Below are 23,000 nucleotides of genomic sequence, written 5' to 3'. Positions count from 1 at the left end.
TCGCTGCCGTCCCGGAAGAGAACCTCGTCCCCGTTCCCGAGGACGTCCCGTGGGAAGTCGCCGGGTCTGCGTCGCTCGTCTTCCAGACGGCGTGGCGTATGCTCATCGACCGTGGTGAACTTCGCCCCGGTGAGAAAGTGCTCGTGCTCGGTGCGTCCGGTGGTGTTGGCCACGCGGCCGTCCAAATCGCCGACTACGCCGGTGCCGAAGTGTACGCTACTGCCTCTACCGACGAGAAACTCGAGTACGCCAAAGGCTGCGGTGCCGACCACGTCATCAACTACGAAGAAGAAGACTTCTCGAAGAAGATTTACGAGATGACCGACGGCCGCGGCGTCGACATGGTCGTCGACCACATCGGCGAGGCGACGTACAAACAGTCGCTCCGGAGCCTCACGAAAGGCGGGCGCGTCGTCACCTGCGGCGCGACGACGGGACCAGACCCGGGCGCTGGCCTCAACTTCATCTTCTGGAACCAACTGTCGGTCATCGGGTCGACGATGGCGACGCCCGGTGAGGCAGACGAAGTCCTCGAACTCGTCTGGGACGGGACGTTCGAACCGCGAATCCGCGAGACGCTCCCGATGAGCGAAATCGAACGTGCGCACGAACTCATCGAGGAGCGACAGGGCTTTGGCAAGGTGGTCGTTATCCCAGATAGTGAGCTCTGACACCACGTCTCGGGAGGACACGTACGTTCACCGACCGGGCGAATCAGACATCGGGGCAGACGAACCCGAACCGAAGGGATTCGGTACTCGAGGCTGGGCCCTCGTCGGCGTCGTCGCGCTCTGTTTCCTCGTCGTTCCCGGCGCAGTGTACCTCGTTCCGTCGCTGCCAGCGATGGCAGGCCTCCCGTACCTCGCCGCGATGCTGGCGCTGCCGATGATTCCGGCAGTGCTTCTCGGTGCTGCCGCAGTCTGGTCGATGACGGCAGCGACCCGCGGCGACGACTGAGCGAACCGACGAACGGCCCGCTCTGGATTCACGACGACGCCGTCGCCCCGCTATTTCGAACGGTCGAATTGCGGTCCCATATAAATAGTGCCGACAACGCTTATCGTCAATCGTGAGTTATGATAACGTGTAGCGATGTTCGAACGATTCTCCAGCGGGTACTACCTCGCCCGGTTGTACGTCGAACCGTACGACGGTGACGAGGCGGCCATCCAACGCACCGAGCACGAGCGACTGAACGAGCACGTCTACGCGACTGGACGGGGTATCGAGCGAATCGACTACCCACTCGTGATGAAACTCGACAGCGCACACTTCCCCGTCGTCGGCGACGATGGCGTGCCCGCAGGGACACTCGCACTCCCGCGCGACGCAGTGGACCCGGACGTGCTTCCCGACGACAGACCAGTGTTCCTCGCTGACGCCACTCGCGCCGCGGAACTCCTCCGGTACGCTGGGTACGACATCGACGAGTTCGACCCGTCACGGCGCAAGACGTGACACCCCGCCGCGCGAGATGCGTTCTCGACGGGATTTAGTCCCGTTCCGGTATCTCTCCGGCCGGGATAGTCGTACATTCGGGGAGGTCTGCGAGGACGTCTTCCGGCCCGGGCGGGGCGTACACAGCCAGTAGCGTCAGCGTCTCCCATCCCGTATTCACCGTCCCGTGTTCGACGCCGGCCGGGATGTACACCATCTCACCGGGTGTAATCTCCCGGGTGTTGCCCTCGACTTCCTGTTCCCCACGGCCGTGAACGACGTACAGTATCTCTTCGCTGTCGGGGTGGGTGTGTAACTCGTGCCCCTTCCCGGGTTCGAGTTGCACGACACCGGCACTGAGTCGGTCTGCACCGGTCACGTCCGGCGTGCACATCCACTTGAGTGTCCCCCAATCGAACTGCTGTGTGTCGACCATGTCCGGTTCGACGTAGTTCTTGGTAGTCATCCTCTCACACGACAATTGGATAGTAGAATGATAGTAATTTCGGACACGCGATATTCTGTTTTGTCAGCCCCTCTCGACGCTGGTTTCTATATTCGCACCCCAAATTTAATAATTAATCTTGTTGTTTGTGGTCCTACACATGCAATTCACACGCGAGGAGTCACTCTCACGACTTCGTGAGACGGTTTCTGAGGGCGAACCAGTCGTCGGCGCAGGTGCAGGGACGGGAATCTCGGCGAAGTTCGCCGAACGCGGTGGCGTCGACTTGCTCATCATCTACAACTCCGGCCGGTATCGGATGGGTGGCCGTGGGTCACTTGCCGGGTTGCTTCCGTACGGTGACGCGAACGAAATCGTACAGGAGATGGGCCACGAAGTGCTCCCAGTCGTCGAGGACACACCCGTCCTCGCGGGCGTCAACGGGACCGACCCGTTCCGCCAGATGGACGTGTTCATCGCCGACCTCAAACGACAGGGGTTCTCGGGCGTCCAGAACTTCCCAACCGTCGGACTCATCGACGAAGATAGCGGCTTCCGGCAGAACCTCGAAGAGACCGGGATGGGCTACGACAAGGAAGTCGAGATGATTCGCGAGGCGGCCGAACAGGACATGCTCACCTGCCCGTACGTCTTCACAGAGGACCAGGCACGCGACATGGCCGAAGCGGGCGCCGACGTCGTCGTCTCACACATGGGGTTGACGACGTCGGGTGACATCGGGGCCGAGACGTCACTGGACCTCGAAGCCGCCGCCGAACGCGTCCAGTCCCACTGTGACGCCGCGAAAGACGTCAACGAAGACGTGCTCGTCATCTGCCACGGCGGTCCCATCGCGTGGCCCGACGACGCCGAGTACATCCTGAACAACACCACAAACGTGGTCGGCTTCTTCGGTGCGTCGAGCATCGAACGCCTGCCGACCGAGAAGGCGATTCAGGACCAGGCCCGCGAATTCAAGGAGATAGATTTCTGAGCGCGTCGTTCTCGCGCACCCACTTTCACGAACATGAGCGTTATCATCATCGGTACACTCGACACGAAAGGTGCGGAAATCGGGTTCGCCCGTGACGTCCTCAACGCGAAGGGAGTCGACGTCCACCTCGTCGACACGGGCGTGATGGAAGACCCTGCCATCGAACCCGACACGACTGCGGCGGCGGTTGCCGAAGCAGGCGGGTCGACTCTCTCGGAACTCCGTGAACAGGGGGAACGAGGCGCAGCGATGGAAGTCATGGGAGACGGAGCGGCGTCTATCGTTAGTCGACTCCACGAAGAGGGGTCGCTCGACGGCGTCCTCGGACTCGGTGGGTCCGGGAACACGTCGATTGCCACGGCGGCGATGCGAGCACTCCCCTACGGCGTCCCGAAGTTGATGGTGTCGACGATGGCCTCCGGGGACGTCCGCCCGTACGTCGAGTCGCGCGACATCATGATGCTGTACTCGGTGGCGGACATCGAGGGACTCAACCAACTCTCACGACTCGTCATCTCGAACGCCGCCCTCGCGATGGTCGGAATGGTGACGAACGACCCCGGCGTCGACGTCGAAGACCGGCCGACCATCGGTATCACGATGTTCGGCGTCACGACGCCCTGCGTCAAGTCCGCCCGTGCGTACCTCGAAGAACGGGGGTACGAGACCATCGTCTTCCACGCGACCGGAACGGGAGGACAGGCGATGGAGAATCTCATCAGAGAGGGCGTCATCGACGGCGTCCTCGACGTGACGACGACCGAGTGGGCAGACGAACTCGTCGGTGGCGTCCTCAGTGCGGGCCCCGAACGGCTGGACGCCGCCGCCGAAACCGGAACGCCGCAAGTCGTCTCGACGGGCGCACTCGATATGGTCAACTTCGGCGCAAAAGACGACGTGCCGGAGGAGTTCAGTGACCGACACCTGCACGTCCACAACCCGCAAGTGACACTCATGCGGACCACCGCCGACGAATGCGCCGAACTCGGTCGAATCATCGGCGAGAAACTCAACGCGGCGACGGGTCCGACCGCCCTCGCCCTTCCGCTTGGCGGGGTCTCACTCCTCGACGTCGAAGGGGAGGACTTCTACGACCCCGAGGCAGACGAAGCCCTGTTCGAGGCGCTCAAACAGACCCTCGACGACCACGTCGAACTGATAGCGTCCGAGGCGGATATCAACGACGAGGCCTTCGCCGAGACCATCGCGGCCAAACTCGACGAGTACATGCGCGCGGCCGAACTGGCACCCGCATCGGGTGACGACTGAGGGAGGAGACGCTCGTTCGGAGGCGCAGACAGTCACCGAACGTCCGAACTCTCAAGTGGTCGGCCCGCACGCTTCCGCGTATGCTGGACGAGTTGTTGGGCCGGGCCGAACTCAAAGAACGCATCGCGGAGTTGGAAGACGAACGCGACGCGCTAGCAGGGCGACTCGAAGGAGAGTCGGACCGTCGGAAAGACGCGGTTCGGGCGCGACAGGACGCAGAAGCGGAGGTCAACCGCCTCGAAGACCGCATCACCGAACTCGAAGACCGAGTCGAACGCCTCTCTGGAGACGACGACTCGCTCGACTTCCGCGGGACCGAAGACCTCGGTGGCGACCGTCTCCGTGAGGTCGTTCGTCGCCTGGAGTCGTTGTCGACTGCTCCCGAGGGCGCGTTGACCGCCGTCGTCGCCGACGAACAGTCCGTCCCCGCTGCCGTCGAGTCAGCATTCGGTGACCGGGCTTCACTCGTCCGCCGGGCCGCCCCGTGCGTCGCCCTCACCGACGACGCCGGACTCGTGAGCGTCGCCCTCTCACCGCCGCGTCTCTCCGACCAGTTCGACGCGTGGGGCGACGGGTTCGTCCTCGAACCCGACTGGTTCTTCCCCACCTCGGAGACTGTCGTCGCACTCGTTCGCTCGAATCTGTTCGCCCTCGGCCACTACGACGACGGCGAACTCGTCTACGAGACGGGATTCGAGAGCGACGTGAAGTCGGCGCACTCCAAAGGCGGATTCTCGCAGGCACGCTTCGAGCGTATCCGCGAGGGACAGATAGACGACCACCTCGATGCGTGCCGCGAAGCGCTCGACGACCACCTCACAGACGAGTCTGACCTCGTCGTCCTCGGCGAACGAACCGTTCTCGGCGAATTCCGCGAACGTGCCTCGCTGACCGCGACAGTCGACGCCAGCGGCGACCCCGAGGCGGCCCTCGAAGAGGCCTCGCGGGAGTTCTGGACGACGCGTCTGTACCGAATCTGAGTCGACTGGCTACGCTCTCCCTCGTCGCACCACACCCCCCGAAGGTGACTCACGTACGATTCGAATCATCGGTGACGAGTCACTGACAGACGCTGCCGAATCGCCCGACCTTTTAGGGTGGCACGTATTCTCACCCACTATGAGCGACCCACAACGAGTCGTCGTCCTCGCACACGAGAAGTTCCCCGACCGCGCGAAGACCGCCACAGGCGTCCTCAAGTACGCCGACTACGACGTGGTTGCTGTTCTCGACCGCGACAAACCCGGTACCTCGACGGCCGACCACCGCCGTGACCTCCCCGACGTGCCAATCGTCTCCTCCATGGCCGACGCGCCCGAGGCAGACGCCCTCCTCGTCGGCATCGCGCCAATCGGCGGCGGGTTCGACGAGACGTGGCGTGAAGACGTTCGGACGGCGCTCGAACGTGGGTGTGACGTCATCGCCGGCCTCCACTACTTCCTGAACGACGACGAGGAGTTCGCTGCCCTCGCCGACGAATACGGGTGCGAAATCAACGACGTTCGCAAACCGCACGAGGATATCGGTGTCGCCAACGGAACGGCCGCAGACGTGGACGCAGAAATCGTCCTCACCGTCGGCACGGACTGCTCCGTCGGGAAGATGACCGCGACACTCGAACTCGTCGAGGCCGCCCGCGAGCAAGGTATCGACGCCGGGTTCATTCCGACTGGCCAGACCGGCATCATGATTGCCGGGTGGGGCAACCCCGTCGACCGGGTCGTGAGCGACTTCACTGCCGGGTCCGTCGAAGAGATGATTCTGGAGAAAGGCGACGAGTACGACGTGCTGTTCGTCGAAGGACAGGGGAGTATCGTCCACCCCGCGTACTCCGCGGTCACCTGCGGTATCCTCCACGGCGCGATGGCGGACAAACTGATTCTCTGCCACGAGTCCACCCGCGAGGCCATCCACGGATACGAGTCGTTCGCTCTCCCCGACCTCTCGGAGTACGTCTCGCTCTACGAGAACCTCGCCGCCCCCGTCCACGAGGCGGACATCGTCGCCGGTGCGCTCAACACGTCGAACGTCGACGACGACGACGAGGCCGCCGCCGCAGTCGACGCGTACGCCGACGAACTCGGTGTCCCCGCCGTCGACCCGGTCCGGCAGGACGCGACGGACCTCATCGACGAGGTGTTCTGAATGCTCACGACGGAGTTCGAACGCGTCTCGATGTCGCTCGCCGACCCGTTCGGTATCTCCCGCGGGACGCAGACGGAAGCCGAGAACGTCGTCGTCCGAATCGAAGACTCGGGCGGGATGACGGGCGTCGGTGCCGCGGCGCCGTCGTCTCACTACGGCGAGACTGCGGACACCGTCGAAGCAGTCCTTCCGGACCTCCTCGAAGTCGTCGAGACCGTCGGCAAGCCACACGCTATCGACGAGATAGAACGCCGGATGGAACAGCGCGTTCGCCGCAACCCGTCGGCGCGAACTGCTGTGAGCATCGCGCTCCACGACCTCGCGGCGAAGCGACTCGGCGTCCCCCTCTACAAACTCTGGGGTCTCGACCCCGAGAACGCCCCCACGTCTTCGTTCACCATCGGCCTCGACGATATCGAGACGATACGCGAAAAGACCGCAGACGCCTACGAGGCCGGGTACGACATCCTCAAAGTGAAGGTCGGCACCGACCGCGACAAGGCAATCATCGAGGCCGTTCGCGACGAAGCGCCCGGCGTGACGATTCGCGTCGACGCGAACGAGGCGTGGACACCGCGTGAGGCCGTCGAGATGAGCGAGTTCCTCGCAGACTACGGCGTCGAGTTCGTCGAACAACCCGTCCCCGCCGAGGACTACGAGGGTCTCAAGTTCGTCTACGACCACGCGGCACTCCCCATCGCCGCCGACGAGTCCTGTATCACGGCCGACGACATCCCCAAGATAGCCGACCGCGTCGATATCGCGAACCTGAAACTGATGAAGTGTGGGAGTCTCGTCGAGGCGAAGCGTGCGATTCACACCGCCCGCGCGCACGGCCTCGAAGTCATGCTCGGGTGCATGATAGAGACGAACGCCGCAATCGCCGCCGGATGCCACCTCGCACCGCTCCTCGATTACGTCGACCTAGACGGGTCGCTCTTGCTCGCTGACGACCCCTACGAAGGCGTTCCGATGCCGCAAGGCGCAATCGACCTCACCGCCCTCGACCGACCGGGGACCGGCGCGCACCGCCCATAGGTTCGGTTCTCACCCGGGGTCTCAGGACTCCCAGTCGATGTCCTCCGTTCTCGTCTCTGACCGCAGGACGAACGGCCCGATAGAGAGGGTCCGCTTGGCGACCGTGGCGATACGGAGGACGTACGCTGCGAGCACTGCGAAGGGTGCGAGTGAGATAGTCGTCACAGCGGCGACCACGAGCAAGAGGTTCGACACGCCGAGTGTCGTGCCGGGGGCGCTTCCGGGGGTGTCGAGGAACAGAATCGCGCCGATACTCGCGACGAGTGCAGGAACTGCGGTGTAGAACATCGCCCGCGAGAGGTCGACGAGTTCCCACCGAAAGTAGAGGGTCTTGACGTGTTCGCGGGCGGGGCCGAACAGTTCGAGGGCGTCGCGCAGGTCGTCGAGGGCTGCCTTGGTCTCCGAAGAGAGGCCGTCGTGAGACGCGCGAAGTCTCGTCGCCTGGTATATCTTCCACGAGTAGTTGAGGTCCAGCGCCGCCGAGAGCACGTCGAACGACCCGAACTGTCGCCCATCGAGACGAGCAGCCACGTCGTCGGCGTTTTCGGCGACTTCGGAGGCGAACTCGCAGACGCGCGTCGCCGCGTCGTCGGCCGTCTCAACTCTGTGACTGTCGGTGCTGTCGGTGCTGTCGGTGCTGTCGGTGTCGCTATCCGGGACCGTGTCGCCGACCGTCCGTGCCCGCGATGCGATATTCTCTGCTAACGCACGCATGAACGCGGAGGGTTCGGGTGGTGCGACAGGTACGTCGAGGAGGTCGGCGACGTCGTCGCGGAAGGCCATCGACCCCTCCATCCGTTCGCGCTGGTCACCCAGCGGACCGAGTTCGCGGGACAAGACGAGTTGGTTGATGGTGACGACGAGTGTGACACCGGTGACGATAGCGGTGAGGAGGCCCTGTGCGAGCGTCTCTATCGGGTCAGAGGCTTCCACGGCACTCCGGAGAGTCGTCGAGTCGAGTGTTCCGAGAACGACGATGCTGACGAAGATGACGGCAAGCGGAACGGCGGCGACGACCCAGCGGTCGGCACGGAGGTAGACAGCGAGTTTCGCACGACTCGTCGACCCGCGTTCTCGCATCCTATCGCTGGGTTCGCCAGACGACCCGCCCTCGTTCGACATGGTGTAGTGGTCCGCGAAAATCGGTGGTCAATCGGTCGAACGGCGCCAGTGCGGCACCGACCAACTCCCGGTCGTGCGGGAGGGTGGCTTCACGACGACTCTTCTTCGTTCTTCAGTTCTTCCAGTTCGGCTTCGACTTCCTCGTCGACGACTTCCTCGTCGATGTCGACTTCAGTCTCGGTGTCGGCTTCCGTTTCTTCGGCCGGTTCGGACGACTTGCCCATCTCGGCTTTCAGCGTCTCGAGTTCGGCGTCGACTTCCGCGTTCGTCCGACCTGCTTCGAGTTCGCGCTCGATAGAGTCCTTGTCGGAGAGAACGTCGTCGAGAGCGCCAGACTCCATGAGTTCGTCCATGGCGGCCGAGCGCGCTTCCATCTCGTCGGTCTGCTCTTCGGCCCGTTCGAGGGCGCGCCCCACGTCTGCCATCTCGTCGCCGACGCCGGACATGGCCTCGGAGACGCGACTCGACGCTTCTGCGGCCTCGTAGCGCGCCTTCATCGTCTCCTTCTTGGTGCGGAACTCCTCGATACGGCTCTGGAGTTCGTCTTTCTTCTGGACGAGGGTGTCTTGGGTCTCTTGGAGGCGCGCAATCTGACCGTCGAGTTCCTCGATTTGGCTCATCTTGGCCTGCTTCTTCTCTAAGGCCTTGCGCGCCAGGTCTTCACGGTCCTGCTGGACTGCTTGTCGTGCCTGGTCGTTGTGCTTCTCGACGTTCTCTTCGAGTCGTCGCTTCTGAATCTCCAGTCGCTTCTTTTGGGTCGTGAGGTCGGCGATACCCTGTTTGACCTGCTGGAGTTCGTCGCGCATCTTCTCGTAGGAGTAGTCGAGCGTCTCCGTTGGGTCCTCTGCACGGTTGAGGAGGGCGTTTATCTTCGACCTGATGACGTACGACGTGCGAGAGAGAATTCCCATACCCAATAACTACGCGACGGTCGGCTTAAAACCTCACCAGTGTAAGAGGTCGATATGGCTGAGACGATTCTCGTTCCCGGCGGGCGAGACGTTCGCGCGACACTCGACACGGCCGCCACGGATGGTGCCCGTTCCGATGCCGTCGTCGTCGCGTGTCCACCACATCCGCAACACGGCGGTCATCGCGGCGACGCTCGCCTCGAAGCAGTGAGCGACGCAGTCCGAGACCACGGTATCGACTGTCTTCGGTTCGATTACGGCGAGTGGGACGAAGGGTACGGCGAACGCGCCGACACCCGCAGAGCGGTCGAGTGGGCGAACGAGCGCTACGACCACGTCGGGCTCTTTGGGTTCAGTTTCGGTGGTGCGATGGCACTGCTCGCCGCCGCCGATGGTGCCGATATCGAGGCCGTCTCTGCGCTCGGTCCCGCAGGTCGACTTTCTGCTGACCTCGACGTGACCGAGGTGTTCGACCAGATTCCCGTCCCGGTACAGGTCGTCTACGGCACGCGCGACGACATCGCCGACTGGCGACCCGTCGTCGACTGCGCACAGGAGTATCACCAGTCGACTGTCGAATTCGCCGCCGACCACTTCTTCGTCGGACAGACGGAGAAAGTCGCCGACGCCGTCGCTGACTTTCTGGTTCCCAACCTCGTAACCGAGAACTGACGCGCGCATACCAGTCGACCGAACGACATTTTTTGGTGCGGGCCTAACGGCACCTCATGGTCCCTCCGACACGACTCGCCGCCGTCGTTTCACTCCTCGTCGTCGGCGTCTTTTTCACGCAGTCGTTCTCCCTCGCCGCCGGTCTCCAGACCACCTACGTCGCCGACGAGGTGACGGCAGAGACGCCGCCAGAACTCGTCGCGGCGAACGACGCCGACGTCGTCGACTTGACTGACCACGTCTCGGGGACGCCGCAACTCGAAGACCCACTCCAGACCGCCGTCGAAACCGGACGATTCGACGGGTCCATCGCCCCAGAGGCACACATCGTGCTCTCCGACGTGCACGACGACGCTCGGTTCGCGGTCTACGAGGGTCAGTACTATCGGTTCTCGCTCGACGTCTCGGACGACCCAATCGGCGCGGATATCCACCTCTCGCCGACTGACTGGCGAACCGTTGCCGAGGCGACTGCCGACCCCGCCGCGGGTGCGGCCCCCGGTGTGCAGAAGGCGATAGACGACGGCTCGGCCGCTCAGGACTCGTTCGTCGGCCGTGGGGTGTACGTTCGTGACGGGACGTACTACCTCGTCCGCCCGGAGAGCGAGAGCGCAGTCGCCGGGAACTTCTTCGCCGCCGTCGGTGGATTCCTCTTCAATCCGATTGGTTGGGCGTACGTCGTCTCCGGAGTCGGACTCTTCGCGGCGCTCCGAACCCGCGGCGGACCCCGACCGTTAGATACCCGGAGCGCACTTGCCGTCCTTCCGGCGACCCTCGCCGTCATGTGGGGTGCGACGACGCTCTCGGGAAGCGGGTCCGTGGCGATGCGATACGCACTCGTCCCCTTCGTCGGTGTGGTCGCTGCATTCGGCCTGTTCGCGGGGATGTGTCTCCGGAGACGTGCGTGGAGACCACTCGTCGTCGGGAGCGTCGTCCTCTGCGGTGTCGTCCTCGCTGTCGACGTGGCGGCACTCGGCGCCCTCGGTGCGGCGTTCGGGATGCTCGGTATCGTGGTCGGATGGGGCGGAAGTTTGCTCCTCGTCCCCTACGGCTACCTGTTCGCTTCCGACTTTGATGAGACGGCGACTGAGGCGTCGGCTCACTGACTTCGCCTGCCCTCTGCGACGCGAACTGCTGTGCTTCTTCTGGGCAAGACACGTCTGAAGAGTACGTCCTTCAGTTCGGGTTTTGTGAGCATCTGTCCTCGAACGTTTGAAAAATAGATGGGTGCTGTGACTCGTTCCTCACCCGTTCGAGCGAGATGGAACGTTCCCGTGGAAAAACCACTCTGGCAGCTGTCTTGCATACTAGCCACAATATGATGGGAATTCTTATGTGCATCTGGCCCGCATCTCGCACCAGACACCATGGCAGGTATCCCCAGCATCAACCCCGCAGAACTGAAGGAGACCATCGACAACGGCACGGACGTCACAATCGTCGACGTTCGCGGCCCTCACGACTTCGACGAGTGGCACATCGACGGCGACGGCGTCGAAGCGCTGAACGTCCCGGTAACGCAGTTGCAGACGGTCGACCCCAAGGAACTCCTCAACGGCGCGTCCGACGGCGAAGTCGTCGCAGTCTGTGCCTCCGGTCAGACGAGTCAGATGGCAGTCCGGATGCTCCAGCAGGCAGGTATCGACGCCAAGAACCTCCAGTACGGGATGAATGGCTGGGCGAACCTCTACGTCCATCAGGAACTGGAGACGAACGCGAGTGCGACGGTTCTACAGTTCAGTCGCCCATCGAGTGGCTGTCTCGCCTACATGGTCGTCTCCGGTGACGAGGCAGTCGTCGTCGACCCCCTCCTCGCCTTCGTCGACGACTACATCGAAGTCGCGCGCGAGTACGGTGCAGAGATTACTGCAGCGGTCGATACGCACGTCCACGCCGACCACATCAGTGGTGTTCGGGCGTTCGCGACTCGCACGTCGGCGGACGTCGTCGTCCCCGAACCCGCAGTCGCCCGCGGCATCGACTACGACGTCGACTACGAAACCGTCGCTCACGGGGACGTGATTTCGGTCGGCGACAGCACCATCGACGTGGTTCACACACCCGGCCACACCTCGGGGATGACCTCGTTCCTCGTCGACGACGCTGTCCTCCTCAGCGGTGACGGACTCTTCACCGAGAGCGTCGCCCGCCCGGACCTCGAAGACGGCGACGACGGTGCGTCAGACATGGCTGCAACCCTCTACGACTCGCTTCAGAACCGCATCCTCACGTTGGCTGACGAGACTATCGTCGCGCCCGCGCACTACAGTGACAGCGCCGAACCTGCCGACGACGGGTCCTACACCGCGACGCTCGGCGACCTGCAATCGAAGATGGACGCACTCTCGATGCCCGAAGACGAGTTCGTCGAATACATCACCGCCGACGTGCCGCCACGCCCGTCGAACCACGAACAGATTATCCAGACCAACCTCGGGCAGATTGACACGCCCAACTACGTGGCGTTCCAACTCGAACTCGGGCCGAACAACTGTGCGGCGAGTCAAGAGTCGATGACGCAGTAAGCACTGAGCGCAGACGCCCGCCTTCACGAGGCAGAGCCCGTCGCTATTTCTGCTCAGTCGCGTCTCGACGCCGCGACTTTCTCTGGTGTCACGACGTAGCGAATCCCCCAGATGTCGAACGACACCTGCAGGTCGCTCGCTGGGTTGTCACTGGCGTCGACCAGCGCGAGGAGTGAATCCACGTCTATCGCGTCTTGCAACCGAGTGGACTCTCTGCTCGGGTCGACGCCGAGTTGGAGGGCCGCCTCGACGAGTGCCTCTGTGAGTGCGTGGTTTTTGTCCGTCAATCGTATCTCGATTTCGGGCTCGAACGGGGAGGACATCGTGTTCACCTCTATTCACAACGGGCGGGGGAGTGGGACGACTCCCCCAGCAGGTAAAACTAGGCTGTGGGTGGACGTGGGGGTATGCGATGATTCTCCGCCGGAGGGAATCGTGCTAGCATCGGTGACGGGTCAGCCCTGTTCTCGGGTGCGTTGGGTTGGCTCGGAAACTGACGTTAGTTGTACTCGCGCCAGCGGTATCCGCACTCTTTGCACTTGAAGAATCGCGTCGGCGGTTCGTCGGCAGACGCCGTCTGCTTGATAGTGTACCACGCTTCTGTGTGTCCGCACTCGTCGCAGTGAACGTCTTTTGCAGTCGGTTTGCCCTCGAACTCGGCACCCTCTTCGGTCTCGATGAGTTCGTCACCAGACTGGGCTTCCGTCGAGACGAACTCTTTGGCCAGTTCCTCGTCGCGTTCGGTGGTCGCGCCACACTCGTCGTTCGTGCAGGTCATCGCACCGTCTTGCGAGACCATCATCGACCCGCAGTCGTCGCAAAATTGCATACACAGGGCTAGCGGGCGCGCTCCTAAGAATCTGTCACTCTCCCCGGTGAGTCTCCCACGACCAGCAGAGTCAGTCGTCGTCAGGGTCGACCATCGGGCAGTTTCGGACGAGGAAGTGGTCGGTGTCGGTGACTTCGACGATAGCAGTTCCCTCGTGTGAACACGAGAGTTCTGGTGGGTCGCCGAAGAACTCACAGCGCTGGCAGTACGACGCCTTCGGGACGACGTAGTCCGAGACGCCGTCTGACGCGTCGACTGGTTCGGCGTCGCCACCGATGCCGACGTGTTCTTCCTCTTCGTCTGCGTCGACCAGCGAGGTCCACACGTCGTCCGTGTCCAGTTCGTCGACGCGGACGGAGTCGAACAGTTCGTCACGGGTCGACTTCGTCGCATCAGACCGGTTTCGACGCTCTTCGACGCGGCCTGCGAGGTCCGAAAGCGGGGCCGCGGCGTCTTGGTCGTCGCCGGTGGTTCCGTGTTCTCGACCACGCTGGTCGCCGTCGACGTGGTCGTGGTCGAAGGCGTCGGTATGCTCGTCGGTGTGGTCGTCCTCGGTTGCCCGGTCGTGTTCGCTGCGTTCGCTGTCGTCAGTCATTCACGTGTTCTCCGTTCGCCGCCGCCTCGCGTACCGAACCGTCGGTATCGTCCGTGTCTACACTGGTGCTGTCGGAATCCGAGTCTTCGGAGGATGCCTCGTCCAAGATGGTCGCGACGTCGTCTTCGTCGGGTGCCGGGTGTCCCTCCAGTGCAGGTGGTTTTCCGGTGTGGAGCGTCGCCGACCCGAAGAACCCACGCGACGGTGACAGTTCGTCGAACGACGTCCGACAGCCCGGACATCGGGGTTCTGTGAGGAGGTCGAGGTGCACTGTCTGGCCACAGTCTGCACACGTCGCCTTGTGCTCGCCGGCGTCGTTTGCGACGCGGAGCAGGTCTGCGAGGGCTTTGCGTTCGAGTTCTGCCGCCTCGATGTCGGCCGCACGGGAGCGCAGGTCCACGAGCGATTGTGCGACCACGCCAAGGTTCTCGTCGAGGGTTGCCGTCGTCTCGTCGAGGTACGTGAGAATCTCTTCGTAGTTGTCGAAGCCGGCGTCGACACGCTCGTCCATCTTTGCGACTCGCTCGCGCGTGGCCTCGATATCGCTCGTCGCTTGGTCGATACTCGCTTGCAACTCGGGATGGGAGTGGTCACGCGGGGCCTTCTCGTCGGCCTCTCGTTTGACCTGTACGACACGCATCCGGACGTCGTCTATCTTCTCGTCCAGTGCCGCCTCGAGGCCATCGACGCGCCCTTCGACACTCTCGAGTTGTCGCGGCATGGACTCGACGTCGTCGAGGGTCTCTCCCGAGTCGGTCACGGCGAGTCGATACGTGCTAACCGCTCGCGCGAGCACCGTCGCCGGGTCGGCATCTAGCGCTTCGGCACGTTCGGTGACCCACTCTCTGAGGTCTTCCGGGAGCGTGCCCCCAACATCCCCTTCCATCTTCATGTTGCGTTCGTCCACGAGCCCTTAAGAACTATCGCCGAGGCAGTAGGTGTTCGAATCACTCGAATTGTACGGGTGTCGCCATCTGAACGAGACACCGAGACGACAGTCAGCGAATCTTCCGAACGTCGCTCACGTCGAGGCCGCTTTCGTTTATCTCCGTCTCGAACTGGACGATGTTCTCGCTCTCCAGTCGTGACAGGACACCACGGAACTCTTGGACGACCATCGTTCGCGCTCGTTTCGACCCGCCTGTCTCCCACTTGAACAGGAGTGTCCCGTCGGTCGCACCCTTGAGGATGCCGAGTTCCGTCTCCGAGAGCGCCTCGGTACTCACGAGGGCGAGGATGAGTCCACCCCACTGGTAGGACGCTTTTTCGAGTCCTTTCATCACCATGGCGATGTCCGACCACGTCATGTCCTCGGACCGACCGGCCACGAGGTCGGTCAACGAGTCGATGACGACGAGGTTCCCGGGAGCGTGCTCGCTGAGTGTGTTTCCGAGTGCGCCCAGCACCGACTCGCGGTTGTGTCTGTGGCCGAGGTCTTCCAACTGGGTCGGTTGCCCGAGGTACCACTCGCGTGGAATCGGACTCAACTGGAAGTACTCCGGCGACAGGTCGTGGAACTCGATGTAGTCGATTGCAGCCTCCACCACGTCGCTGTCCATCGTGTACGCCATCTCTTCTCTGAGGTACTGTTCACCGGAGGTGAACGAGACGTAGTGAATCTCTGGTGGCGGACTGGCAGTGTCGTCGAGCGTGCCGTAGTGCAGGTCGAAGAGGTCCTCGTCGGCGTGTGACAGGGCGTTCATCGTCGCACTCGTGTAGAGGAACTCACGCGCACCTGCGCCGGACTCCCCCGCGAGGAGCACGACGTTTCCCGGCGGTGCCCCACCGCCGATGATGCTGTCGAGTCGAGGGACCCCGAAGGGGATGGAGTGCATGTCCAACTCGTCTCGATGCCGAAGGATAGGCGTTTCGGGGAGTGTCTAACTCGTCTACTCACCGACATCGTCTGCCAGCACTCCGATCGTTCAGTCGACTACGGCCCAGTGTCACTCGACGTTCGCGCCGTTGTCACTCGACGTTCGCGCCGTTGTCACTCGACGTTCGCGCCGTGGTTCCGTCCGCGTGCGACGGTGACCGTTCCCTCGATTCCTGCGGCGTCGAGCGCCACTCTGCCGGCTTCGATAGCTTCGTCGACGCGGGAAGTATCGGTCACTCCGTAGACCGTCGGCCCCCACGACGACTGCCCGGAACCGTACACCGCAGGCGACTCCGACAACGACGACACGAGGGCACCGACCGGGGGTCGGTAGACGCCGCCTTGTTCGTCGGCGTACCACGTTCCGTTGAGTCGGCCGATAGATTCCACCGCGTCGCCGAAACGCTCTGCCGACCCGTCTGCGAGGGACGGAAGAAGCCGGCGGGTGACGATGCCCGCGATTCTGTCGCTGGTCGCCGGGTCTGCGCGTTCGACGACCGACCGCATGCTCGCCTCTTCGGCCGCACCGTTTCGGCCAGGGTCGACGTCCGGAACGACGAGGAGGAAACGCCAGTGGTCGGGGACGGAGTGCCGTGCGGCGACTGCTGGGACCGTCCACGACCCGTCTTCTGGGCGGTCGGTGGTGAATCGCGCCGTCGGGTGGCCTGCGTCGAGGATTGCACCGCCGCGTTCGAAAGCCGCGACGCCGATGCCAGACCGACCACCGCGACCCATCTCGGGTGCGAGGTGTCGAACACTGACGTCCGTCTCTGTTGCGCCCGCAACCGCCCTGAGGACGGCGAGTGCGAGTTGCGTCCCACTCCCGAGACCAGCGTGTCGCGGGAGTGTCCGCTCGACGACGACGTGTGCGCCCGAAACGCCGAGGAGGTCGACCGCTCGCTCGGCGTACTCGTGGGCGGTAGGGTGGTGACACTGGATGTCTGTCGCGGGTTCGGCGGAGACGACCACGCTCGGTTCGTCGAGTCCGACGCCCAACCCACCGTAGAGTCGGTCGCGGGCGAGACTCAGATTGAGGAAGCCGAAGTGGATGCGTGCCCCGGCCGAGACCCGTACCATGTCACCGGAAGTCGGAGGTCACTGATAAAGGGAGTTGCGACCATGGCAACGCGGGCCGCCTTTGGGCCGCGCTGTCGTGCGATTTGAGTCAGGAGAACGGCGAGTGAAACAGGAGTGGGAGGAGGGACGAAACGGGGCGTGTCAGCGGAGACCACGTGGGCCGGTGTGTGGGGGACGACACCGACACCGGAAGTGGAGGGGTGGGCGTCAGCGGGGTTCTGGTGCGTGAGTCTGGAGGTTACTCGGTCGTGGTCGTGGTCGTGGACGCTGTCGTCGTGTTCGTGGACGCCGATTCAGTCGTCGTGGTCTCTTCGGACTCGTAGACGACAGAGACCTCGTCGGCGACGGGTTGGATGACGTACTTTCCAGCGTTTCCGGCTTGTACCGGTGTGAAGTCGGCCGTGAACGTCGTCGTCTCGTCCGCCCGGACTTCGAACGACTGCTCGAACTTCAGCGGTGCCGACCCGGGGACTTCGACCGTCGCGTCGGACCCGTCCGTGAGCGTGGCGTCGGTGTCGCTCACGTCCAACTGGAGGGACTCGTACTCTCCCGCCTCGACTTCCGTGTCTGCGACGAGTGCCGACGCGTCGCCTTGGAGGTCGACGAGGTCGACTTCGGTATCGCCGGCGTCCAGTTCTTTCACCTCGCCGTCGGTCGGCTTGATGCGGATGGTCGAGAGCGTCACGAGACACGATTCGAAGTCGTCGATGTCTCCGGGGCGGTCGCTCACGCGCGTGGACAGCGTCCCGGTCTTCGCGGACGCGGTTCCCATACACCCGGCGGTTCCGACGCTACTCACAGCGGCGATTCCAGCGGCGGTCTTGACGAATTCGCGGCGATTCAGTGTCATTGGTGTGTTCGTGTATCGTCTGTGTCGTCTCCGGCCAGTCTCGATTGGCCGAGTCGCAGTTCGGATACTTCGCCCGTTCGGCGTGGACCGAAGGGGGAATGTTCTGAAGCGGCCCGAGGGGGCCGTAGTCCACGACGTGCCGACCGGAGGAGATGGTGGAGTGGTGACCGTCCGGCGCGTCGCAGCAACTCGGCGTGTGGACGCCGCAGTATTGAAGGGTGGAAATCGCTGTGCTGGATTGTGCTCGGTGCCCGGTGAATGGCCGCAATTCGACTCGAATTTCGGCGAATTTCGGCGAAAAAACGCACCACTGTCTGCTGGCCGTCGTGGAATCTCGGTGAATTCTGAGCGATGGTGGTGTCGTGGCGTCGACGCGCCCACCCGCGGGTGGAAAGGTCCACCGACGAGGGGTGGAAAGTCTCGTCGGAGACGGATGAAAAATCCCGCCAGTGACGGATGAGAAGCCCCGCCGGCGACGGATGAGCAGTCCCATCGGTGATGGAAGAAAATCGGTGATCGCGGGCGAAAACTGCCCGCGATGCGGCCGTGCCGACGGCCGGTCGCTGTTGCTCGATTCAGACGAGTTCTTCGGCGACGACGTCGACGCCGAGGAGTTCAGGGTCGACGGCGAGGTCAGCCTGTCCTTTTGCGAACTCCGGGAGAGAGTCACGCGAGTAGGTCACGACGCGGACGTCGGGGTTGACCTCTTTGGCCACCGAGATAGCCGTCGCGTCGTCCATGTCGGTGAGGACGAGGAGGTCTGCTTCGTCGACGCCTGCTTCGCCGAGCGAGTCGGCGGACGCGATGCCGACGACGCGAACCACCGTCGCACCTTCTGCTTCGAGTGCTTCACCGAGTCCGTCGGGGTCCGCCCCCGCGACGATTGCCGTCGTCATTCGTACTCGATGGTCGCCGGTGGTTTGTGGGTCACGTCGTAGACGACGCGGGCGACGTTCTCGTTCGTGCCGGTGATACGCGACTGGATGCGCTGGAGGGTGTCCCACGGGAGTTCCTGCGCACGCGCGGTCATGCCGTCGCGCGACTCCACAGAGCGGACGGAGACGATCCATCCGTGGACGCGGTTGTCACCCTTGACGCCGGTACCCTTGCCGATGACGGCGGCGAACGCCTGCCACGGGTCGTGCTTCTCGGTCTCGTCTTCGACGATGTGACACGCCTCGCGGGCCACCTGGACCTTCTCGGGCGTGACTTCGCCGAGGACGCGGACGGCGAGTCCCGGACCGGGGAACGGCATGCGCTCGGCGATGATGGATTCGAGGCCGAGGGCGCGGGCAACGTCGCGGACCTCGTCTTTGTAGAGGTCACGGACGGGTTCGACGATACCCTCGAAGTCCACGACGTCCGGCAGACCGCCGACGTTGTGGTGGGACTTGATGTTCCCTTCGGACTCGATGCGGTCGGGGTAGATGGTCCCCTGCACGAGGTACTCGGCGTCGGTGTCTTTCGCCTCACGCTCGAACTCGCGGATGAACTGCTCGCCGATGACGGCGCGTTTCTCTTCGGGGTCGACGACGCCTTCGAGGGCGTCGAAGAACCGCTCTTCGGCGTCGACGACGCGGAGACTCTCCATGAAGGAGAACGTCTCTGCAATCTGTTCGGTCTCGCCTTTGCGCATCAGGCCGGTGTCCACGTAGACCGGCGTGAGTTGCTCACCGACGGCCTCGTAGGCGAGGGTCGCAGCGACGGAGGAGTCGACACCGCCCGAGAGGGCGATGATGGCGTGCTCGTCGCCGATTTGGTCGCGAATCGATTCTTTCGCTTCTTCGATGAATGTGTCTACGTCTACCATTATACGGTCACCTCTTCGTTGTCGAGTTCACGTGCGTCGAGTTCGCCGAGGACGCCCCGGAGGAAGCCCACGAACGGCGGACTCGCTCGGTCGGGGCGAGAGCGGAACTCGGGGTGGAACTGCGTTCCGAGGAAGAACGGGTGGTCGGTCAGTTCGAGAATCTCCATGCGGTTCTCGGCGCGTCCGGAGAACCGGAGGTCTTCGGATTCGAGTTCGTCGATGAGTTCGGGGTTCACCTCGTAGCGGTGGCGGTGACGCTCCGTACAGGAGGTGTCGCCGTAGACCGCCTCTGCGAGGCTACCGGCCGTGATGTCGGTCTCGTGGGCACCGAGACGCATCGTGCCGCCCATCTCGTCGACTTCGTACTGCTCGGGGAGCAGGTCGATGACGGGGTACGGCGTGTCGGGGTCGAGTTCCGCCGAGTGCGCGTCTTCGTGACCGAGGACGTTTCGAGCCTGTTCGACGACGGCCATCTGGAACCCGAGACAGAGGCCGAGGAACGGAACGTCGTTCTCGCGGGCGTAGCGGATGGCGTCGATTTTCCCGTCCGTGCCGCGGGAGCCGAATCCACCGGGGACGACGATTCCGTCGGCGTCTTTCAGGCGGTTTTCGTGCGTGTCGTCCATCTCGTCGGCGTCGACCCAGAGGATGTTCACGTCGACGCCGCACTCGATGCCGGCGTGCTTGAGCGCCTCGTGGATGGACATGTAGGCGTCTTCGAGGGCGTACTTGCCGACGAGCGCGATATCGATAGACCCGGTTCGCTCGGCGGTGACGAGTTCGCGCCAGCGACTATCGCGTTCGGCCTTCGGGAGGGCCTCGTCTGCGATTTCGAGGCGCTCCATCACGTACTCGTCGAGACCTTCTTCTTCGACCATCAGCGGGACGTGGTAGATGTCCGGAACGTCGGGGTTCGAGAAGACGGCGGCGTCCGGCACGTCACAGAACTGCGCAATCTTGTGCTTGGTCTCCGGTTCGAGTTTGTCGTCGGCGCGCCCGACGAGGATGTCGGGTTGCAGGCCGATGCTCCGGAGTTCCTTGACCGAGTGCTGTGTCGGCTTGGTCTTCTGCTCGCCGTTCTTCGAGTACGGGACGAGCGTGACGTGGGTGAAGAGCACGTCGCCGTCTTCCTCTTCGGAGGCGAACTGGCGGAGTGCTTCGAGGAACGGCATGGACTCGATGTCGCCGACGGTGCCGCCGACTTCGACGATACACACGTCGGTCCCCTCGGCCGCCTCGCGGATGCGACGCTTGATGTCCTCGGTGACGTGCGGGATAATCTGGACCGTCTTGCCCAGGTAGTCACCAGCGCGCTCTTTCTGGATGACGTGCTGGTAGGTCTTGCCCGTGGTGATGTTGTGGTCGGCGGTCATGTCGATGCCCAGGAACCGCTCGTAGTTCCCGAGGTCGAGGTCGACTTCCGCGCCGTCTTTCAACACGTACACTTCGCCGTGCTCGTACGGGTTCATCGTGCCCGCGTCGACGTTCAGGTACGGGTCGATTTTGACTGCGGTGACGTCGAACCCGGCGTTCTTCAGGAGTCGGCCCGTGCTCGCGGCCGTGATACCCTTCCCGAGGCCGGACATGACACCCCCGGTTACGAAAATGAACTTGCGCCCCATCTCGGGGTCGTATTCGTCCGTCGGCATACTGACCGTGTGCGAGCGTACTTCAAAACGATTTCGGAGCCATCATCGTGTGCCATGCGGCCGCACATGGCCGATATCTGAGGAATCGCGCGACGGCGACGACTGGGTCAATCGAGTTCCTCGATGACCCGAGCGGGGTTCCCGCCCACGACCACACTGTCTGGCACGTCTTTCGTCACGACCGAACCCGAGGCGACCACCACGTCGTCGCCGATGGTGACACCGGGATTGATGACCGACTGGCCGCCGAGCCACGCGTTGTCGCCGATGGTGACTGGTTCGCCCGACTCGGGACCTTTGATTCGCTCCGCCGCGTCGAGTGGGTGCGTCGCGGTGTAGATGTGGACGCTCGGGGCGAGTTGCGCGTTGTCGCCGATGGTGATGGGACACACGTCGAGGAAGACGCAGTCGAAGTTGGCGAAGAAGTTCTCGCCGACGCTGACGTTGTAGCCGTAGTCACAGCGGAACGTCGGTTCGATTTCGACGTTCTCGCCCGTCTCCCCAAACAACTCGCGGACGAGTTCCTCGCGCCGGTCTATCTCCGTCTCGTCGGTATCGTTGAACAAGCGCGTGAGTCTGCGTGCGCGTTTGCGCTCGGCGACGAGTTCCGGGTCGCTCGCGTCGTACAACTCGCCGGCGAGCATCTTCTCTTTCTCGGAGGGCATACGCAGAATTCTGGAAGCGGCTACCTAAAGCCATCTCCCACCACCTTCCGCAACCACAGGACTTGAGCCACTCCCACGAGTGTACTCGCACATGAAGGACTTCCCACAACTCGGCTTTGGCACCTACAAACTCGAAGACCGTGACGAGTGCGTGAACGCCGTCACCACCGCCCTCGACGTTGGCTATCGCAGCATCGACACGGCGCAGATGTACGACAACGAGGCGTTCGTCGGCGAAGCACTCGCCGCGTCCGACGTGGACGTCGGCGACGTGTTCGTTGCGACGAAACTCAAGCCCGAAAACCTCGGCTACGACGACGCACTTCGGACCGCCCGCGAGTCCGCCGAGCGACTCGGCGTCGAGACAATCGACCTGCTGTACGTCCACTGGCCGTTGAACACCTACGACACCGACGAGACACTCGCTGCCCTCGACGAACTCGTCGACGAGGGCGTCGTCGCCAACGTCGGCCTGAGTAACTTCCGCCCCGACCAACTCGAAGCGGCCATCGAGAAACTCGACGCACCCGTGTTCGCGCATCAGGTCGAGATGCACCCGCTTCTGCCGCAAGACGAACTCCGGGCACTCGCCGACGAGTACGACCACCACCTCGTCGCCTACTCACCCATCGCGCGGAACGAGGTTGCCGAGAACGACACCATCGTCGAAGTCGCCGCGAAGCACGACGTATCGCCGGCGCAGGTGTCGCTCGCGTGGGTGATGGCGAAGGGGGCGACTGCTATCCCGAAGGCCGCCTCGCCCGACCACATCCGCGACAACTTCGCCGCCCTCGAACTCGAACTGGACGACGACGATATCGAGAAAATCGACGCCATCGAGACCGACCACCGCATCGTCGACTTCGACGAAGCGCCGTGGAATCAGGTCTGAGAGAGCAAGGCAGGTTGAAAAGAGTCGGTGAAACGCCGGCTTGATTTATCAAGGTTTGACCGACATAACCCGTCGAACTAAGTCTGAAATCGGAACGTTCGACTAAATCTAATTCGAAGTTTAGACGTTCTGTAAGTCGTCTTTTCGGCACACTGTGCCACTGCGTGCGAGGCTTTCACAACCCGGGTAAACATATATC

Annotated in this window: 26 protein-coding genes; 12 read left to right on the top strand and 14 right to left on the bottom strand. The window is 63.2% G+C overall.

What is annotated here, in order from left to right:
- The 3 genes from AUR66_RS08405 to AUR66_RS08395 all read left to right on the top strand — a co-directional run.
- Positions 1–671: zinc-binding dehydrogenase (locus AUR66_RS08405; protein ID WP_157533036.1), on the top strand; the 671-nt coding region annotated here is incomplete at its 5' end.
- Positions 661–957: a hypothetical protein gene (locus AUR66_RS08400; protein WP_058572008.1), complete on the top strand. Its 297-nt coding sequence runs from the start codon at positions 661–663 to the stop codon at positions 955–957. The genes AUR66_RS08405 and AUR66_RS08400, both read left to right, overlap by 11 nt.
- Positions 958–1,092: 135 nt before the next feature.
- A complete protein-coding gene (locus tag AUR66_RS08395; protein WP_058572007.1) occupies positions 1,093–1,458 on the top strand; it encodes a DUF5802 family protein in 366 nt (121 codons plus the stop codon).
- Positions 1,459–1,492: 34 nt separating this feature from the next.
- Here the strand turns inward: AUR66_RS08395 and AUR66_RS08390 are convergent, their stop codons facing one another.
- Entirely contained in the window at positions 1,493–1,903 is a 411-nt protein-coding gene (locus tag AUR66_RS08390) for a cupin domain-containing protein (RefSeq protein WP_058572006.1), read from the bottom strand.
- A gap of 139 nt (positions 1,904–2,042) precedes the next feature.
- Here AUR66_RS08390 and AUR66_RS08385 point away from each other — a divergent pair, with 139 nt between their 5' ends.
- From AUR66_RS08385 to AUR66_RS08365, 5 genes are all read left to right on the top strand, one after another.
- Positions 2,043–2,876, top strand: coding sequence for a phosphoenolpyruvate hydrolase family protein (locus AUR66_RS08385; protein WP_058572010.1), 834 nt, complete (start codon positions 2,043–2,045; stop codon positions 2,874–2,876).
- 33 nt (positions 2,877–2,909) lie between these two features.
- Entirely contained in the window at positions 2,910–4,145 is a 1,236-nt protein-coding gene (locus AUR66_RS08380; RefSeq protein WP_058572005.1) for a Tm-1-like ATP-binding domain-containing protein, read from the top strand.
- Between the two features lie 80 nt (positions 4,146–4,225).
- Positions 4,226–5,125, top strand: a complete 900-nt coding sequence (locus tag AUR66_RS08375; protein ID WP_058572004.1) for a Vms1/Ankzf1 family peptidyl-tRNA hydrolase — start codon at positions 4,226–4,228, stop codon at positions 5,123–5,125.
- Positions 5,126–5,264: 139 nt separating this feature from the next.
- Positions 5,265–6,290 (top strand): DUF1611 domain-containing protein, encoded by a 1,026-nt coding sequence (locus AUR66_RS08370; protein WP_058572003.1) that lies wholly within the window; start codon positions 5,265–5,267, stop codon positions 6,288–6,290.
- Complete coding sequence (locus AUR66_RS08365; RefSeq protein WP_058572002.1) at positions 6,291–7,328, top strand: dipeptide epimerase; 1,038 nt, start codon at positions 6,291–6,293, stop codon at positions 7,326–7,328.
- A 21-nt stretch (positions 7,329–7,349) separates the two neighbouring features.
- Here AUR66_RS08365 and AUR66_RS08360 read toward each other — a convergent pair whose 3' ends face one another.
- Together AUR66_RS08360 and AUR66_RS08355 are read right to left on the bottom strand one after the other, a co-directional pair.
- Entirely contained in the window at positions 7,350–8,450 is a 1,101-nt protein-coding gene (locus AUR66_RS08360) for a hypothetical protein (RefSeq protein WP_058572001.1), read from the bottom strand.
- Between the two features lie 89 nt (positions 8,451–8,539).
- Positions 8,540–9,361, bottom strand: coding sequence for a PspA/IM30 family protein (locus tag AUR66_RS08355; RefSeq protein ID WP_058572000.1), 822 nt, complete (start codon positions 9,359–9,361; stop codon positions 8,540–8,542).
- A 54-nt stretch (positions 9,362–9,415) separates the two neighbouring features.
- Between AUR66_RS08355 and AUR66_RS08350 the strand changes: the two genes are divergently transcribed.
- From AUR66_RS08350 to AUR66_RS08340, 3 genes are all read left to right on the top strand, one after another.
- Positions 9,416–10,033, top strand: a complete 618-nt coding sequence (locus AUR66_RS08350) for a dienelactone hydrolase family protein (RefSeq protein WP_058571999.1) — start codon at positions 9,416–9,418, stop codon at positions 10,031–10,033.
- 56 nt (positions 10,034–10,089) lie between these two features.
- Positions 10,090–11,139: a MerC domain-containing protein gene (locus tag AUR66_RS08345; RefSeq protein WP_058571998.1), complete on the top strand. Its 1,050-nt coding sequence runs from the start codon at positions 10,090–10,092 to the stop codon at positions 11,137–11,139.
- A gap of 261 nt (positions 11,140–11,400) precedes the next feature.
- Positions 11,401–12,558: an MBL fold metallo-hydrolase gene (locus tag AUR66_RS08340; protein WP_058571997.1), complete on the top strand. Its 1,158-nt coding sequence runs from the start codon at positions 11,401–11,403 to the stop codon at positions 12,556–12,558.
- Positions 12,559–12,611: 53 nt separating this feature from the next.
- Here AUR66_RS08340 and AUR66_RS08335 read toward each other — a convergent pair whose 3' ends face one another.
- From AUR66_RS08335 to AUR66_RS08285, 11 genes are all read right to left on the bottom strand, one after another.
- Entirely contained in the window at positions 12,612–12,881 is a 270-nt protein-coding gene (locus AUR66_RS08335; protein ID WP_157533035.1) for a hypothetical protein, read from the bottom strand.
- A gap of 176 nt (positions 12,882–13,057) precedes the next feature.
- Positions 13,058–13,387: a transcription factor S gene (locus tag AUR66_RS08330; protein WP_058571995.1), complete on the bottom strand. Its 330-nt coding sequence runs from the start codon at positions 13,385–13,387 to the stop codon at positions 13,058–13,060.
- Between the two features lie 70 nt (positions 13,388–13,457).
- A complete protein-coding gene (locus AUR66_RS08325) occupies positions 13,458–13,982 on the bottom strand; it encodes a hypothetical protein (RefSeq protein ID WP_058571994.1) in 525 nt (174 codons plus the stop codon).
- Positions 13,975–14,868, bottom strand: a complete 894-nt coding sequence (locus tag AUR66_RS08320; RefSeq protein ID WP_058572009.1) for a hypothetical protein — start codon at positions 14,866–14,868, stop codon at positions 13,975–13,977. Before AUR66_RS08320 ends, AUR66_RS08325 begins: the two co-directional genes overlap by 8 nt.
- A gap of 112 nt (positions 14,869–14,980) precedes the next feature.
- Entirely contained in the window at positions 14,981–15,817 is an 837-nt protein-coding gene (locus AUR66_RS08315; RefSeq protein WP_058571993.1) for an RAD55 family ATPase, read from the bottom strand.
- A gap of 155 nt (positions 15,818–15,972) precedes the next feature.
- Entirely contained in the window at positions 15,973–16,935 is a 963-nt protein-coding gene (locus AUR66_RS08310) for a beta-ribofuranosylaminobenzene 5'-phosphate synthase family protein (RefSeq protein WP_058571992.1), read from the bottom strand.
- Positions 16,936–17,173: 238 nt separating this feature from the next.
- Positions 17,174–17,785 (bottom strand): DUF4382 domain-containing protein, encoded by a 612-nt coding sequence (locus AUR66_RS08305; RefSeq protein WP_058571991.1) that lies wholly within the window; start codon positions 17,783–17,785, stop codon positions 17,174–17,176.
- 575 nt (positions 17,786–18,360) lie between these two features.
- Positions 18,361–18,681, bottom strand: a complete 321-nt coding sequence (locus AUR66_RS08300; protein ID WP_058571990.1) for a DUF7126 family protein — start codon at positions 18,679–18,681, stop codon at positions 18,361–18,363.
- A complete protein-coding gene (gene guaA, locus AUR66_RS08295) occupies positions 18,678–19,595 on the bottom strand; it encodes a glutamine-hydrolyzing GMP synthase (RefSeq protein ID WP_058571989.1) in 918 nt (305 codons plus the stop codon). Before guaA ends, AUR66_RS08300 begins: the two co-directional genes overlap by 4 nt.
- Positions 19,595–21,244, bottom strand: coding sequence for a glutamine hydrolyzing CTP synthase (gene pyrG / locus AUR66_RS08290; protein ID WP_058571988.1), 1,650 nt, complete (start codon positions 21,242–21,244; stop codon positions 19,595–19,597). The genes guaA and pyrG overlap by 1 nt, the downstream gene beginning before the upstream one ends.
- 107 nt (positions 21,245–21,351) lie before the next feature.
- Positions 21,352–21,909 (bottom strand): sugar O-acetyltransferase, encoded by a 558-nt coding sequence (locus AUR66_RS08285; protein WP_058571987.1) that lies wholly within the window; start codon positions 21,907–21,909, stop codon positions 21,352–21,354.
- 91 nt (positions 21,910–22,000) lie between these two features.
- Between AUR66_RS08285 and AUR66_RS08280 the strand changes: the two genes are divergently transcribed.
- Positions 22,001–22,801: an aldo/keto reductase gene (locus AUR66_RS08280; RefSeq protein WP_058571986.1), complete on the top strand. Its 801-nt coding sequence runs from the start codon at positions 22,001–22,003 to the stop codon at positions 22,799–22,801.
- Positions 22,802–23,000: the final 199 nt, after the last annotated feature.

Origin of the sequence: Haloferax profundi (assembly GCF_001469865.1) — an archaeon.
GTDB lineage: Archaea > Halobacteriota > Halobacteria > Halobacteriales > Haloferacaceae > Haloferax > Haloferax profundi.
This window is presented reverse-complemented; position numbering and strand designations above follow the sequence as displayed.